Here is a 14,898-nt window from a genome sequence, read left to right on the forward strand (position 1 = left end):
TGTGCCGAAGGCGGGCATTATTCCAGATGCGCGACCCGTCTGGCTGGGCTTTTTCCATGTCGCGGCACCTGGGCCAGGGCCCGGTGCCGCCGGCTGCTGTTAGGCCTGCAGCCACCGCTCAGTCGTCGGTCTGGATACGACCGATCAGGGCGCCTGCTTCGAAGTACTCACCGGCTTGCTGGCCGATCTGCACGCGGCCTGCACACGGCGCCAGCACCGAGGTTTCCATCTTCATCGCTTCCACCACGGCCACTACCTGCCCGCTGGAAACGTCGGCACCGTCTTCCACCACCCAGGTGTGCAGGTTGCCCGCCACCGGAGTGAGCAGCGCCTGGGCATCCACCTCTGCCACAGGCGAAGCCTGTGCCTGGGCAGCGGGTGCCGCGTCCAGGCTCATGCCACGCAGCAATGCAGCAGGTAGACCGAGCGCGTGGCGCTTGCCGTCGATCTCGACGAAGGTACGCAGAATGTCCGCCTCGGCCTTGGGCTCGACCCGCGGCGCCAGGGTGAGGGATTCGGCGAAGTCGGTTTCGATCCAGCGCGTGTGCACGGCGAAGCGCTCGGGACCGGTGAAATCCGCGTGATCCATCACGGCGCGGTGGAACGGCAGTACCGAGGCGATGCCTTCGATACTGAATTCGGCCAGGGCGCGTCGGGCGCGGGCAATGGCCTGCTTACGATTGGCGCCGGGTGACGATGAGCTTGGCCATCATCGAGTCGAAGTGGCTGGGCACGCTCGACCCGCTGACCACGCCACTGTCCAGGCGTACGCCGGGACCGAATGGCGGAAGGAACTCACCGATCTGGCCAGGTGTGGGCAGAAAGCCCTTGCCCGGGTCTTCGGCGTTGATGCGGAATTCGAAGCTGTGGCCTCTCGGCACGGGCGTTTCGGTGAACGACAAGGGCAAGCCGTCCGCGATCCGCAGTTGCTCGATCACCAGGTCCACGCCCGTGGTTTCCTCGGTGACCGGGTGTTCGACCTGCAGGCGCGTGTTCACTTCCAGGAACGACAGGGTGCCATCCTGGCTGAGCAGGAACTCGACCGTACCGGCGCCGACGTACCCGGCCTTGGCGCAGATGTCGCGGGCCGCCTGGTGGATACGCTCGCGCTGCTGTTGCGTGATGAACGGCGCGGGCGCTTCTTCCACCAGCTTCTGGTTGCGGCGCTGCAAGGAGCAGTCGCGCGTGCCCACGACCACGACCTGGCCGTGCCGGTCGGCCAGGATCTGCGCTTCGATGTGGCGCGGGCGGTCGAGAAACTGTTCGACGTAGCATTCGCCACGGCCGAAGGCGGCCTCGGCCTCGCGCACCGCCGAGGCGAACAGCTCAGTCACCTCGTCCAGGCGCCAGGCGACTTTCATGCCGCGTCCGCCACCGCCGAACGCGGCTTTTATGGCGATCGGCAGGCCGTGCTGCTCGGCGAAGGCCAACACCTCCTCGGCGCTTTCCACCGGCCCCGGCGTACCGGCCACCAGAGGCGCACCCACGGCCTGGGCGATCTTGCGGGCTTCGACCTTGTCGCCCAGCACGTCGATGGTCTCGGGATTGGGGCCGACCCAGATCAGCCCGGCCTCGATGACGGCGCGGGCGAAATCGGCCCGCTCGGAGAGGAAACCATAGCCGGGATGCACGGCATCGGCGCCGCTGCGCTTGGCCACCGCCAGCAACTTCTCGATGTTCAGGTAGGTTTCGGCAGGGCGCTGGCCGTCGAGCCCATAGGCTTCGTCGGCGTGGCGTACATGCAGGGCGTCGATGTCGGCATCGGCGTACACCGCCACGCACTGCACGCCGTGGTCGCGACAGGCACGGGCGATACGCACGGCGATCTCGCCGCGGTTGGCAATCAGGAGCTTTTTCATGGAAGGCGTTCCACATCGGCAGGTGAAGAAGGGGCAGGCGCGGTAGGGTGCAGCGCTTCGAAGGCGGCCACCGGGTTGAAGCGAATCCAGGCGTTGACCGGTATCTGTCCTGCCAGATCGAGGTGGTAGTTGGCGACCACGGCGATCACCGGGTAGCCGCCGGTCAGCGGGTGGTCGGCGAGGAACAGCACCGGCTGGCCGCTCGCGGGCACCTGAATGGCGCCCACGGCGGTGCCTTCGCTGGGCAGCTCCTGGTGATTGCTGCGTTCCAGCGGCGTTTCACCGGCCAGGCGAATGCCGACGCGGTTGGACTGTGCGGTGACCTGCCACGGCTGGCTGCTCAGGCGCTCGATGGCGTCGGCGGTGAACCAGTCGCTGCGCGGGCCCAACAGCACATCCAGAGTGACGGTGTCGGTGGTTTTCGGCAGGGCAAACGCCGGGGCTTCACTGAGCGACACGCTGGTGCCGCCCGTCGGCGATGTGAACCCCAAGTGGTCGCCGGTGGCCAGGGCGGGCGGGCCGACCTGGGCCAGGGTGTCGGTCGACAGGCTGCCGAGCACCGGGGTCACGTCGAAGCCCCCGCGGATCGCCAGGTAGCTGCGCAGTCCAGCGCTGGGCGCACCCAGGGTGACGGTGTCGCCCGGCGCCAGTTCGATGGGCCGATAGTTGTCCACAGGCCATTGCAGGCCACTGGCACTGGTGAGGGTGACCGGGGTCTGTGCGCCGGTGACGGCGATCACCGCGTGGCCATGGCAGGTGAAGCGCAGGCCGCCGAGCACGGTTTCCACGCAGGCCATGTCCGAGCGGTTACCAACGGCGCGGTTGGCGGCGCGCAGGGCGCCCAGGTCCAGCGCGCCGGAGCGGGACACGCCCTGGCCGGTCTGGCCGATGCGGCCGGTGTCCTGCAGCACGCTGTGCAGGCCGGGGCTGAGAATCTGCAGATACGCGCCGCTCGGCGGCAGGGCCGGGGCGGGCGCAGCCGGTGCGGGCAGGCCGCCTGCGGGCAGAGGCCCGGCATCGACGAAACGCACCTTGTAACCGGGCCGCAACAGCGCCGGTTCGGCGCGCTCCAGGTCCCACATCTGCAACGGCGTAACGCCGATGATCTGCCAGCCACCGGGGCTGGCCTTGGGGTAGATGCCACTGAATTCACCTGCCAGCGCCACGGCGCCCGCAGGGATGCGCGTGCGCGGCGTCTTCCGGCGCGGCACCTGGAATCCGGCACCGCCGGTCAGGTAGCCGAATCCCGGGGCGAAGCCACAGAAGGCGACGCTGTAGTCCTCGGCGGTGTGGCGTCGGATCACTTCCTCGCGGCTGATCTGCAACAGTGCGGCCACCTCGTCCAGGTCTTCGCCGTTGTAGTGCACCGGGATCTCCACCCGCCGCTGCTCGACGGCACGGCGCTGGCTGGCATCGCGCCGGGCGAGGTGATCGACCAGCGTCTGCCGAGTGATGGCGCTGGGGCGGAACTGGATCAGCAGCGTCCGCGCGGCCGGAATGATTTCCTCCACGCCGGCGATCGGCTCGGCGCTCAAGGCGTCGAACAGGGCCAGGGTCTGCTCGAGGTCGTCGAGCTCGACCATCAGGGTGTCCAGGTTGACCGGTAGAAAACGCACGGCAATCTCCTAGACGTGGTACGTGCTGTCAGGCACGTCGGTGATGAACATATGGCCCGGCGAATGGGTGATGGCGAACGGCACACCCGAGGCCATGACCGCTGCCTGGGGCGTGACCCCACAGGCCCAGAACACCGGTACTTCGCCCGGTTCGATGCGCACGGCGTCGCCGAAATCGGGACGGGCCAGGTCGGCGATGCCCAGCAGCGCCGGGTCGCCCACGTGCACCGGCGCGCCATGCACCGAGGGATAGCGGGCGGTGATGGTGCAGGCTTCCGCCACACGGTCGGCGCGGATCGGGCGCATGGACACTACCATGTCACCGCGCAGCCGCCCGGCGGGGCGGCAGGCACGGTTGCTCAGGTACATCGGCACGTTGCTGCCATCGGCGATGTGCCGGACTTCGATGCCCGCTTCCTGCAGCGCGGTTTCGAAGGTGAAGCTGCAACCGATGAGAAAGGTCACCATGTCCTCGTGCTCGGCCCAGGCGTGGCGGGCGTCGCTGATCTCTTCGACCAATTGGCCGTTGCGCCAGACACGGTACAGCGGGAGGTCGGTGCGCAGGTCTGCGCCCTCGGCCAGTACGGTGTGCGGACTGCCGGCATCGGTGACGTCGAGGATCGGACAGGCTTTCGGATTGCGCTGGGCGTACAGCAGAAAATCGTAGGCCCAGTCGCGGGGCAGGGCGATCAGGTTGGCCTGGGTCATGCCTGGGGCGATGCCAGCGGAAGGCGCTACCCGCCCGCCGCGGTAGTCGGCGCGGGCTGCCCGAGCGGCCTCGATGGCGCTCTTCGCTGCGCGTTCGAGTGCGCTCATGGTCGGCCTCCGGCAAACGGCTGCAGTTGCATGTTCGCCTGCTCCAGCACGCGCCGCAGTTCGCGGGCCATGGCCACGGCGGCCGGGCTGTCGCCGTGCACGCAGATGGAATCGGCCTGGATGCGGGTGATGCTGCCGTCGATGGCCTCCAGGGTGCCTTCCTCGACCAGGCGCAGCATGCGTTGGCCGATGAGTTGCGGATCGTGCAGCACGGCACCGGGCTCGCGACGCGACACCAAGGTGCCTTCAGGCGTGTAGGCGCGATCGGCGAAGGCTTCGGCGACGCACGTCAGGCCTTCTTCACGGGCCAGTTCGATCAGGCTCGAACCGGCCAGGGCCACCAGTACCAGGCCAGGGTCGACCGCGCGGATCGCGGCGATCACGGCCAGCCCCTGGCGGCGATCGTGGGCGATGGTGTTGTACAGCGCGCCATGGGGCTTGACGTAGCTGACGCAGGTGCCCGCGGCCTGGGCCAGGCCCTGCAGCGCGCCGATCTGGTAGATGACGTCGGCGGTCAGCTCGTCGCTGGCCACGTCCATGTTGCGGCGACCGAAACCGACCTTGTCCGGGTAGGACACATGGGCGCCGATGCTGACCTGCCTGGCCGCAGCCGCCTGGAGGGTGCGCAGGATGCCGGCCGGATCGCCCGCATGGAAGCCGCAGGCGACGTTGGCGCTGGTCACGATGTCGAGCATGGCGTCGTCGTCGCCCATGCTCCAGGCGCCGAAGCTTTCACCCAGGTCGCTGTTGATATCTATGCTTGGCATTGGAGAGGTTCCTTGTGCGTTGTCCGGCTCATACGACAGAGAGGAAGGCGAAGATCGGCCCGACCGACTTGATCGCCATGTACCAGGTGAGCAGGCAGGTCAATACGCCCAGCACCAGCAGCCAGCGAGGGTAATGGTAGCCGTCCATGAGGTCGGACCGGCGCCATCCGACGTAGATAAAGATACTCAGCCCGATGGGCAGGATCAGACCGTTGAAACCGCCGGCGAAGAGCAGCAATGCGGCAGGTGGCGTACCCATCAGGACAAAGACGAGCAGCGACACGCCGATGAAAATGGTGGTGGCGCGGTTGCGCGCCTTCTCGCTGATGTTGGGCGAGAACACGGTGATGAACGAGATCGAGGTGTATGCCGCGCCGATTACGCTCGTAATGGCAGCCGCCCACAGGATCAAGCCGAAAATACGCAGGCCGAATTCACCTGCGGTGGCCTGAAAAGCCTGAGCCGCCGGATTGGCACCCTGGCCCGAGATGTCGATGACCACGCCACTGGCAACCACCCCGAGAATGGCGAGAAACAGGATGTAGCGCATCAGGCCGGTCACCAGGATGCCGCTCAGGGCAGCCTTGTTCACCGCCTGCAGGTTCTCGATCCCCGTAGTGCCACGGTCCAGCAGACGATGCGCACCGGCGTAGGTGATGTAACCACCTACCGTGCCGCCGACGATGGTGGTGATGATGGCAAAATCCACCGTCTCGGGCAGGATGGTCTGGTACAGCGCCTGACCCAGCGGCGGGTTCGAGGCAAAGGCAACGAACAGGGTCATGCCGATCATCACCAGGCCCAGCACGACGATGATACGGTCCACTGCCAGGCCAGCGCGGTGAGACATGAAGATACCGATGGCCAGCAACGCGCTCAGGGCGCCGCCCCATTTCGGATCCAGCCCGAGCAGCGCATTCAGGCCCAGCCCGGCCCCGGCAATGTTGCCGACGTTGAACACCACGCCGCCGAAAATGACCAGAACCGCCAGCAGGTAGCCGCTGCCTGGAATCGCTTTGTTGGCTACGTCGGCCGCCCGCATGCGCGTCAGTGTGACGATACGCCAGATATTCAACTGGACCACGAAGTCGATGAGGATCGAAGCCAGGATGCCGAACGCGAACGCCGCGCCGCATCTTGGCCGTGAAGGTCGCGGTCTGGGTAATGAAGCCTGGGCCGATGGCCGAAGTGGCCATCATGAAGATCGCGGCAATCAGGGAAGAGCGACGCGCCTTGGTGAAGTCCTTGGCGGTCTGTGTCACGGCTGTGTGTGTCACGGCATCGTTCCTGCGATGGGGGATGCAGGTGGTAGAGCAATCAGCATGCCAACACCCTGATAAAAGGCCAAGAGTGTTGATCTGCATGAGATGGATTGTTCAACAATGAATGCAGGCATGACCCACAATGTGCACCACTTTGTAACGCTTCCGGATGTCGCTGTTACTTAATGATGCACCGAGGCCGCACGGGTCTTGCCTGCGACCGGCCTGTGATGGAACATCGCCGGGACTCTTTTCGACCCTGGACCGAACATGAACGACACCTCGCTGTGCCCCCCTCGTTCGCTGGGTGAATCCATCACCCAGGAGATTCGCAGAATGCTGGTGGAAGGCGAGTTGGTTCCCGGCCAGCGCCTGTCCGAAGCCGCGCTGGCGGAAACCCTGCAGATCTCGCGCAACACCTTGCGCGAGGCCTTCAGGGGCCTGACCCGTGAGGGTTTGCTCAAGCACGAGCCGAACCGTGGGGTGACCGTGGCGGTGCCGGACATGGCCTCGATCATCGACATCTACCGGGTCCGCCGTTTCATCGAGTGCCAGGCCCTTGCCCAGGGCTATCCGCTGCACCCAGGCACCGTGCGCATGCGCGAAGCGGTCGCCATGGGCCAGCAGGCCAGCGAGGCGAAGGACTGGAAAGCCGTGGGCACGGCCAACATGATGTTCCACAAGGCGGTGGTGGAGTTGGCCGACAGCCCTCGATTGGAGGCGTTCTACGCGCAAATCTCGGCGGAGTTGCGATTGGCCTTCGGCCTGCTCGATGACCCGCGGTTTCTGCACATGCCCTACCTGGACATGAACGGCTCCATCCTGCACTGCCTGGAAGAGGGGCGTGCCGAGGAGGCCACGCAGTTGCTCGAAGCGTACCTGGTACGCTCGGAACGCACCGTGCTCGCGGCCTACGAGCGCAGCACCCGACGATAGCTTGCAGCGGGGTAGCACGTCCGCTCGCAAGTCTGGATACGCCGTTGGTCTTGCCGTGAAAACTCCCTTGTGACCTCGCGTTCGAAATGTGCGGGAAGGTGCCTGCGAGCTCGGAATCGAACCGGGGCGGGCGGTATCGGCAAGGAATCAGCAATGAAAGAGATCCTCCAACTTGAAAGTGCGCGACTGATCCTGCGTCAGTGGCGTGACAGCGATTTGCCCGCGTTCGCCGACCTGTGCGCCGATCCGCGGGTCATGCGTTACTTTCCTGAAACCCTGGGGCGTTTGCAGAGCGCCGAAGTGATCGGTCGCGCACGCGGTCATTTCGCCGAATTGGGCTATGGCCTGTGGGCGCTGGAGCGCAAGGACAGCGGGCAGTTCATCGGCTTCACCGGCTTGGGGCAGGTGGGCTTCGATGCCCCCTTCGCTCCGGCCACCGAGATCGGCTGGCGCCTGGCCTATGAGCACTGGGGCCTGGGTTTCGCCAGCGAAGCGGCCTGGACCTGCCTGGCTTGCGCCTTCGACAGGCTGGGGCTGGAAGAGGTCGTGGCGTTCACCGCGGTGGCGAATGCGTCGTCGGAAAAGGTGATGCAGTCCATCGGCATGCAGCGCGACCTCGACGGCGACTTCGACCACCCCAACCTGCCAGGGCACGAGTTGCAGCGGCACATGCTGTACCGCATCACCCAGGCCCAGTGGCAGCACAACCGGTAGGAGCGGCCAGTGGCCGCGAAGGGCGCGCTGCGGTGTGCCAGATATACCGCGTTGCCCTTTCGCGGCCGATGACCGCTCCTACAGATCGGCGCTGTGCTCGTGTAGGAGCGGCCAGTGGCCGCGAAGGACGCGCTGCGGTGTGCCAGGTGTACCGTGTCGCGTTTTCGCGGCCGATGACCGCTCCTGCAGGTGTTCGCGGCGTGGCTGTCCGCTATCATTGCGCCCATTTGGTTCTGCCTATTTGGGTAATGCCTGTGCCGAGGAGTTTTGAATGAGCCATGTGTTGGACGATCTGGTCGAGCTGTTGAGCCTGGAACCCATCGAAGAAAACCTGTTTCGCGGCCGCAGCCAGGACCTGGGCTTTCGGCAGCTGTTCGGCGGCCAGGTACTCGGCCAGTCACTGTCGGCTGCCAGCCAGACGGTCGAGCCCGATCGCCACGTGCACTCCCTGCATGGCTACTTCCTGCGCCCCGGCGATGCGCAATTACCCGTGGTGTACATGGTCGACAGGGTGCGTGACGGGGGCAGCTTCAGCACCCGCCGGGTCACGGCGGTGCAAAAGGGCCAGCCCATCTTCACCGGTACCACCTCGTTCCAGTACGACGAAGAGGGCTTCGCCCACCAGAGCGCGATGCCTGACGTGGTCGGCCCGGAAAACCTGCCCACCGAGCTTGAGCTGATGCAGCAGGTCGCCCATCTGATCCCTGCGCACATGCGCGACAAGTTGCTGTGCGCCAAACCCATCGAGATGCGTCCGGTGGCCGAGCGTGACCCGTACAATCCATCGCCGACCGACCCGATCAAGTACATCTGGTTTCGCGCCGACGGTGCCTTGGCGCAGACCCCGGCCTTGCATAAGTACGTCATGGCCTACGCCTCCGACTTCAATCTGCTGACCACCTCGCTGCTGCCCCACGGCAAATCGGTCTGGCATCGCGACATGCAGATCGCCAGCCTCGACCATTCGCTGTGGTTCCATGGCAACCTGGTCGCCGACGACTGGCTGCTGTATGCCCTGGACAGTCCCTGGGCGGGCAACGCACGGGGCTTTGCCCGCGGCAGCGTGTACAACCGCGCCGGCCAATTGGTGGCGTCCTCGGCCCAGGAAGGTCTGATCCGTCATCGGCAGGACTGGTCATGAGCCTGGTCCACGTCCGTCACTGGGTGTTCGATCTGGACGGCACCCTGACCGTGGCCGTGCACGACTTCGCCGCCATTCGCCCGCCATCTGCAGATTCCGCCCGAGGCCGACATTCTCGGCCATCTGGCTGCCTTGCCGGCCCATGAGTCGAAAGCCAAGCACGCCTGGTTGCTCGAACACGAGCGCGCCCTGGCCGTGGCCTCGACGGCGGCGCCTGGAGCGGTGGAACTGGTGCGTGAGCTGGCCGGTCGTGGTCATCGCCTGGGGATTCTCACCCGCAATGCGCGGGAGCTGGCGCATATCAGCCTGCAAGCAATCGGCATCGCCGACTGTTTCCAGCCGGACGATGTGCTGGGCCGCGACGAAGCCGCGCACAAGCCAGACCCGGCCGGTCTGCTGCACCTGGCCGGCGCCTGGCGCGTGCGCCATCCGGACATGGTCATGGTAGGCGATCATCAAATGGATCTGCAGGCAGGCCGAGCGGCCGGTACCGCCACGGTGCTGGTGAACCAGCCGGAGAACCTCTGGCCGGAACTGGCGGACTGGCATGCGCTGGACTGCACGCACCTGCGCAACCTGATCTGAATCGCCCGCCACCCGCGTTGGCGGGTGGCGAGCGTCAATACGTTCAGGGGCTCTGGAAAATCAGAAGCTCTTGAAAATCAGAGACTCTTGGCGCCGAACGTATCGCACTGGTCGATTTGACCCTGAGCAAACCCGGCCTTGAACCAGCGCACGCGCTGCGCCGAGGTGCCGTGGGTGAACGAGTCCGGCACCACACGGCCCTGGCCCTGCTGTTGCAGGCGGTCGTCACCGATGGCGTTGGCCGCGTTCAGGGCTTCTTCGATGTCACCCGGCTCCAGCCAGTTCAGACGCTTCTGCCCGTTGAACGCCCAGACCCCGGCGAAGCAGTCGGCCTGCAGTTCCTGACGCACCAGCAAGCCGTTGGCGCCTTCCATGCGCTGACCACTCTGGCGCGCCTGCTGAACCTGGTCCGACACGCCCAGCAAGGTCTGCACGTGATGGCCCACTTCGTGCGCGATCACATAGGCCTGGGCGAAATCGCCTGCGGCGCCGAAACGCTGCGACATCTCGCGGAAGAACGCCATGTCCAGGTACACCTGCTGGTCGGCCGGGCAGTAGAACGGTCCGCTGGCCGCCGTGGCGTGGCCGCAGGCCGACTGCACTTGGCCGCTGAACAGCACCAGTTTCGGCTCTTTGTAAGTCTGCCCGCCTTGCTGGAAGATCTGCTTCCAGGTGTCCTCGGTGTCGCCCAGTACCGTGCTGACGAATTCGGCCTGCTCGTCATTGGCCGGTGGCGCCTTGCGTTGGCTGGTGTCCACCGGCGCCGCCTGCTGGCTCTGGCCGGTCAGTTCGCCGAGAATCTGCATGGGGTCCTGGCCGGTCAGCAGGCCGAAGCCGACGATCAGCACCACTGCGGTCAGGCTCAGGCCCTTGCCGCCCATGCGCATCCCGCCGCCGCCACTGCCGCCACCGTCACCGCGGGCATCCACGACGTTATCGCTGCGTCGGCCTTTCTTCCATAACATGGCAAAATCCTCATTCGATTCATGCATAACCATTCGGGTATGCCTGTGACCGTGTTTTTCAATATTCGTTGTCGACCATTTCCTTGAGACTAGTCCGAAGCCTGGAAACAGGTCCTCTATAAATCGAATAACAGGAGAACGGCATGTCTTCCCAAGACAGCAGTCGCTTCATCATCCGTGATCGCAACTGGCACCCCAAAGCCCTGACGCCGGACTACAAGACCTCGACCATGCGCTCGCCCCGCCAGGCGCTGGTGAGCATTCCGCAGTCGGCCAGTGAAAGCACCGGCCCCAACTTCGCCCACCTCAAGTTCGGCGAGTTCGACAACGACCTGCTGCTCAACTACAACCATGGCGGCTTGCCGATCGGCGAGCGGATCATCCTGGCCGGGCGCGTCTGCGACCAGTTCGGCAAGCCCATTCCCAATACCCTGGTGGAAATGTGGCAGGCCAATGCCGGTGGCCGTTATCGGCACAAGAACGACCGCTACCTGGCGCCCCTGGACCCCAACTTCGGTGGCGTCGGCCGTACGCTGACCGACAGCGAGGGCTACTACAGTTTCCGCACCATCAAGCCGGGGCCGTACCCATGGCGCAACGGGCCGAACGACTGGCGCCCGGCCCACGTGCATTTCTCCATCAGTGGCCCGTCGATCGCCACCAAGTTGATCACCCAGCTGTATTTCGAAGGCGACCCGCTGATTCCGATGTGCCCCATCGTCAAGTCGATCAACGACCCCGAGGCGGTGCAGAGCCTGATCGCCAGGCTGGACATGGCCAACGCCAATCCGATGGATTGCCTGGCCTACCGTTTCGACATCGTGCTGCGCGGCCAGCGCAAGACTCACTTCGAAAACCGCTGAGGGGGAACCGACATGCCTATCGAACTGCTCAAAGAAACCCCTTCACAAACGGCCGGACCTTATGTCCACATCGGCCTGGCCCTGGCGGCAGCCGGCATCGAGCCGCGCGAGCATGAAATCTGGAACCAGATGGCCAAGCCCGAAGCGCCGGGCGAGCACATCCTGCTGCTGGGCAATGTCTACGACGGCAACGGTCACCTGGTGCGCGACTCGTTTCTGGAGCTGTGGCAGGCCGACGATCAGGGCCACTACCACATCGATTTCGACCAGGACAAACCCTTCAACAGCTTCGGCCGCACCGCCACCACCTTCGACGCCGGTGAATGGACCGTGCAGACGATCAAGCCGGGCGTGGTGAACAACGCCGCCGGTGTGCCGATGGCGCCGCACATCAACATCAGCCTGTTCGCCCGTGGGGTGAACATTCACCTGCACACGCGACTGTATTTCAGCGACGAGGCCGAAGCCAATGCCAAGGACCCGGTGCTGAACCTGATCGAACAGCCGGCGCGGCGCGAGACGCTGGTGGCGACTCGCTGCGAGGTGGATGGCAAGCTGGCCTACCGCTTCGATATGCGCATTCAGGGGGAAGGGGAGACGGTGTTTTTCGATTTCTGATCCAGATACTGCGGTGCTCCCCTTCGCGGGCAGAGCCCGCTCCCACAGGTCTCCGCTGAACCCTTGTGGGAGCGGGCTCTGCCCGCGAAGGGGTCACTACGGTCCAGCGTCCCACCTCAATCCCACTCAGGCGCAAAATCCGGGCTCACCAACCGCTGATCCTTGGGCAGCGCCGCAATGATCCGGCGATCTTCATCGTCCAACTGCACCTTCAGCGCATCCAGGTTGCTTTGCTGGTTGGCCTTGCTGGCCGCCTTCGGGATCGCGGCGACATTGTCCTGATCCAGCAACCACTTCAACGCCACCTGGGTCGGCAGCACGCCATGCTTCTTGGCAATCGCCTGTAGCTCGGGAATCTGCGACACCTTGTTGCGCACCAGCGGGCTGTAGGCGGTCAGCGCCATGTCGTGCTGGCGGGCGTAGTCGAGCAGGGCGCTTTGGTCCAAGGTCACATGATATTCAACCTGGATGGCCGCCAACGGCGCGTTCAACTCCTCGACCACATGGCGCAGCAGTGGCAGGGGGAAGTTGGCCACGCCGATGTTCAACGCACGGCCGTCCTGCTTGAACGACACCAGGGTCTCGATGGCCGCTTTCACATCCCAGCCCTCCTGGCCGGGCCAATGGATCAGGAACAGGTCGATGTAGTCGCTTTGCAGCGCGTTCAGACTGTTCTGGAACGATTCGCGCATGGCGTCGGGCGCCAGCTTGTCCCACCAGACCTTGCTGGTGACATGAATGTCGCCGCGTGGCACGCCGGATTCGGTCAGGCCGCGGCCCACGGCGGCTTCGTTGTTGTAGCCGGCAGCGGTGTCGATGTGCCGGTAGCCCAGTTCCAGTGCCTGGATCACGGCCGAGGTGCATTCCTCGTCGAGCATCGGCCAGGTGCCCAGGCCCAGTTTCGGCATCTTCAACTGTTGGGCGTTGGTGATGAGTTGCATGTCGATCTCCTTCTCTACTGGCGGTTATTCGTCGTGTGTCGCTCCGGCCATGTGTCGCGCGGCAATGTAGCCGAAGGTGGCGGCAGGGCCCAGGTTGATGCCTCCGGCCGGGTAATGGCCGCCCATGATGCTGGCCATGTCGCTGCCGGCGGCGTACAGCCCGGCAATCGGCAGGCCCTGGCGATCGAGCACCTGTGCGTGCTCATTGGTCTTGAGCCCGGCGAAGGTGCCGAAGCTGCCTGCTTCAACCTTGACCGCATAGAAGGGCCCCTGTTCGATCGGCGCCACGCACGGATTGGGTTTGTGCAGGGCATCACCCTGCTTGCGGTTGTAGGCGCTGCCGCCGCGGCCGAATGCCGGGTCCTGCCCCAGCCGCGCGTGCCGGTTGAAGTCGTCCACCGTGCGGCGCAGCCCTTGCGGGTCGATCCCGCAGGCGCTGGCCAGCGCTTCCAGCGTGTTGCCGACTTTCAGGTAGCCGCTATCCAGATGCGGTTTGATCGGCAGGGGAAAAGGCCGTGAGATGCCCAGTCCGTAGCGGCGCTGGAAGCGATGACTGCAGATCAGCCAGGAGGCGACTTCGCTGCCGGGCGCATGCTCGACCATCGCCTTGACGTAATCGTAGTAGCCGTCCGCCTCGTTGACGAAGCGCTTGCCGTTGGCCAGCACGCCGATGATGCCGGGCTTGGCGCGTTCGATGATGTGCGGGAAATGGCCGACGCTGCCATCGGGGTAGGGCACGCGCGACACCGGGCACCAGGCCGCGGCCGAAGCCAGTTCGCTGGCCACTTCGCCGCCGGCCGTTTCGCCCAGGCGCAGGCCGTCGCCTTCGACGCCCTGCGGTGGCAGGGCCAGGTGTTCGTGGCCGGTGGGTGTTCGCGCAAACAGCGTCCGCCGTCGCTCGATATCGTTGGCGAAACCGCCGGTGGCCAGCATCACGGCCTTGCGTGCGTGGATCACGACCTCGCCCCTGGCCGTCTCGACCACGGCACCGCAGACCCGCGAACCTTGCATCGACAGCCGTCGAACCGGCGCCGACTCCCACAGCAGTACGCCCAGGTCGTTGGCCGACTTGGCCAGTCGCGCCACCAGCGCTACACCGTTGCGCAGTTGCATGGCGCGTCCGTGCCAGGCCAGGTCGAACAGATGCCGGCCCACTCGCTGGCTGACGTGCAGCAGCGAACGCCATGACCGGGTCAGCGTAAGAAAGGCGCTCAGGTCGGCCCCTGCCATGATCGGCATGCCTAGGAAGGAGGTTTCGCGCATCGTTGTGCGCAGGCGCTTGAGCAGCTTCGTGCCCAGTTGGCGTGCGTCGTAGGGCGCAGCGATGACCGAGCGGCCACCGGTGCCGGCGCCCGGCGTGTCGCCATGGATGTCGGCGATGGCATTGCCATCGGCAAACTGCAGGCGGGTGTGTTTCTCGAAGAACGCGACCATCTGCGGGGCGGCTTCGAGAAAGGCGTCGACCCGCGCCGGTTCGAAGTGCACCCCCAGTTCATGTTGCAGGTAGGTGCGCGGCAGGGCTGGATCTTCATCGATACCGGCGCGCCGTGCCAGCGGGTTGCGCGGCACCCACATCCAGCCACCCGACCAGGCGGTTGCGCCGCCGAAGGTGCTGTCCTTTTCCACCACGATCACGCGCAGCCCGTGGTAGGCGGCGGTGACGGCAGTGGCCAGGCCCGCGGCTCCCGAGCCGATCACCAGCACGTCGCACTCCACCGGGGTCGTTACGCAGTCGGGCGCAGGCATGGGATGAATCTCCAAGGAGCAGGTGGGTTGAATTATGATTTTATAGAACCTGGTTCCATATTCTATGGA

The 14,898-nt window shown here is 65.4% G+C and carries 11 protein-coding genes and 3 pseudogenes; 6 read left to right on the forward strand and 8 right to left on the reverse strand.

The genetic code is table 11. From position 1 onward, the window contains the following. Positions 1 to 118 precede the first annotated feature (118 nt). From ABMD26_RS14745 to ABMD26_RS14765, 5 genes and pseudogenes are all read right to left on the reverse strand, one after another. Positions 119 to 1,859, reverse strand: a pseudogene (locus ABMD26_RS14745) (acetyl/propionyl/methylcrotonyl-CoA carboxylase subunit alpha). Beyond that, the gene (locus ABMD26_RS14750; RefSeq protein WP_354310436.1) at positions 1,856 to 3,475 is read right to left on the reverse strand and encodes a 5-oxoprolinase subunit B/C family protein; all 1,620 of its coding nucleotides are present in this window, start codon (positions 3,473 to 3,475) and stop codon (positions 1,856 to 1,858) included. The pseudogene ABMD26_RS14745 and the gene ABMD26_RS14750 overlap by 4 nt, the downstream one beginning before the upstream one ends. Before the next feature lie 9 nt (positions 3,476 to 3,484). After that, positions 3,485 to 4,291, reverse strand: coding sequence for a putative hydro-lyase (locus ABMD26_RS14755; RefSeq protein WP_354310438.1), 807 nt, complete (start codon positions 4,289 to 4,291; stop codon positions 3,485 to 3,487). Continuing rightward, a complete protein-coding gene (locus ABMD26_RS14760) occupies positions 4,288 to 5,058 on the reverse strand; it encodes a LamB/YcsF family protein (protein ID WP_354310441.1) in 771 nt (256 codons plus the stop codon). Before ABMD26_RS14760 ends, ABMD26_RS14755 begins: the two co-directional genes overlap by 4 nt. Positions 5,059 to 5,086: 28 nt before the next feature. Then, positions 5,087 to 6,320, reverse strand: a pseudogene (locus ABMD26_RS14765) (NRAMP family divalent metal transporter). A 270-nt stretch (positions 6,321 to 6,590) separates the two neighbouring features. Here ABMD26_RS14765 and ABMD26_RS14770 point away from each other — a divergent pair. The 4 genes and pseudogenes from ABMD26_RS14770 to ABMD26_RS14785 all read left to right on the forward strand — a co-directional run bounded on the left by ABMD26_RS14770 (position 6,591) and on the right by ABMD26_RS14785 (position 9,696). Next, a complete protein-coding gene (locus tag ABMD26_RS14770) occupies positions 6,591 to 7,256 on the forward strand; it encodes a GntR family transcriptional regulator (RefSeq protein ID WP_049860897.1) in 666 nt (221 codons plus the stop codon). 153 nt (positions 7,257 to 7,409) lie between these two features. Next, positions 7,410 to 7,970, forward strand: coding sequence for a GNAT family N-acetyltransferase (locus ABMD26_RS14775; RefSeq protein WP_354310443.1), 561 nt, complete (start codon positions 7,410 to 7,412; stop codon positions 7,968 to 7,970). Between the two features lie 271 nt (positions 7,971 to 8,241). Then, positions 8,242 to 9,111, forward strand: coding sequence for an acyl-CoA thioesterase II (tesB, locus tag ABMD26_RS14780; RefSeq protein ID WP_090360449.1), 870 nt, complete (start codon positions 8,242 to 8,244; stop codon positions 9,109 to 9,111). Continuing rightward, a pseudogene (locus ABMD26_RS14785) lies at positions 9,108 to 9,696 on the forward strand (HAD family hydrolase). The gene tesB and the pseudogene ABMD26_RS14785 overlap by 4 nt, the downstream one beginning before the upstream one ends. A 77-nt stretch (positions 9,697 to 9,773) precedes the next feature. Here ABMD26_RS14785 and ypfJ read toward each other — a convergent pair. After that, a complete protein-coding gene (ypfJ, locus tag ABMD26_RS14790) occupies positions 9,774 to 10,661 on the reverse strand; it encodes a KPN_02809 family neutral zinc metallopeptidase (RefSeq protein ID WP_049860901.1) in 888 nt (295 codons plus the stop codon). A gap of 143 nt (positions 10,662 to 10,804) precedes the next feature. On the opposite strand from ypfJ, the gene pcaH reads away from it, so the two are divergent. Both pcaH and pcaG read left to right on the forward strand, forming a co-directional pair. Beyond that, positions 10,805 to 11,524, forward strand: coding sequence for a protocatechuate 3,4-dioxygenase subunit beta (pcaH, locus tag ABMD26_RS14795; protein WP_043192756.1), 720 nt, complete (start codon positions 10,805 to 10,807; stop codon positions 11,522 to 11,524). Positions 11,525 to 11,536: 12 nt separating this feature from the next. Continuing rightward, positions 11,537 to 12,142 (forward strand): protocatechuate 3,4-dioxygenase subunit alpha, encoded by a 606-nt coding sequence (gene pcaG, locus ABMD26_RS14800; RefSeq protein ID WP_049860902.1) that lies wholly within the window; start codon positions 11,537 to 11,539, stop codon positions 12,140 to 12,142. A 116-nt stretch (positions 12,143 to 12,258) separates the two neighbouring features. On the opposite strand, the gene ABMD26_RS14805 is transcribed toward pcaG, so the two are convergent. Then, on the reverse strand, positions 12,259 to 13,083 hold the full coding sequence (locus ABMD26_RS14805; RefSeq protein ID WP_049860903.1) for an aldo/keto reductase: 825 nt from the start codon (positions 13,081 to 13,083) through the stop codon (positions 12,259 to 12,261). A 24-nt stretch (positions 13,084 to 13,107) separates the two neighbouring features. After that, on the reverse strand, positions 13,108 to 14,829 hold the full coding sequence (locus ABMD26_RS14810) for an FAD-dependent oxidoreductase (RefSeq protein ID WP_354310447.1): 1,722 nt from the start codon (positions 14,827 to 14,829) through the stop codon (positions 13,108 to 13,110). Positions 14,830 to 14,898 lie beyond the last annotated feature (69 nt).

The sequence above is a fragment of the Pseudomonas sp. PvP001 genome (assembly GCF_040546375.1).
Taxonomy (GTDB): Bacteria; Pseudomonadota; Gammaproteobacteria; order Pseudomonadales; family Pseudomonadaceae; genus Aquipseudomonas; species Aquipseudomonas coleopterorum.

Coding starts and splice junctions, on each gene's coding strand:
- ABMD26_RS14755 (WP_354310438.1), bottom strand. CDS start 4,291: ATGAGCGCACTCGAACGCGCAGCGAAGAGCGCCATCGAGGCCGCTCGG.
- ABMD26_RS14760 (WP_354310441.1), bottom strand. CDS start 5,058: ATGCCAAGCATAGATATCAACAGCGACCTGGGTGAAAGCTTCGGCGCC.
- ABMD26_RS14770 (WP_049860897.1), top strand. CDS start 6,591: ATGAACGACACCTCGCTGTGCCCCCCTCGTTCGCTGGGTGAATCCATC.
- ABMD26_RS14775 (WP_354310443.1), top strand. CDS start 7,410: ATGAAAGAGATCCTCCAACTTGAAAGTGCGCGACTGATCCTGCGTCAG.
- tesB (WP_090360449.1), top strand. CDS start 8,242: ATGAGCCATGTGTTGGACGATCTGGTCGAGCTGTTGAGCCTGGAACCC.
- ypfJ (WP_049860901.1), bottom strand. CDS start 10,661: ATGTTATGGAAGAAAGGCCGACGCAGCGATAACGTCGTGGATGCCCGC.
- pcaH (WP_043192756.1), top strand. CDS start 10,805: ATGTCTTCCCAAGACAGCAGTCGCTTCATCATCCGTGATCGCAACTGG.
- pcaG (WP_049860902.1), top strand. CDS start 11,537: ATGCCTATCGAACTGCTCAAAGAAACCCCTTCACAAACGGCCGGACCT.
- ABMD26_RS14805 (WP_049860903.1), bottom strand. CDS start 13,083: ATGCAACTCATCACCAACGCCCAACAGTTGAAGATGCCGAAACTGGGC.
- ABMD26_RS14810 (WP_354310447.1), bottom strand. CDS start 14,829: ATGCCTGCGCCCGACTGCGTAACGACCCCGGTGGAGTGCGACGTGCTG.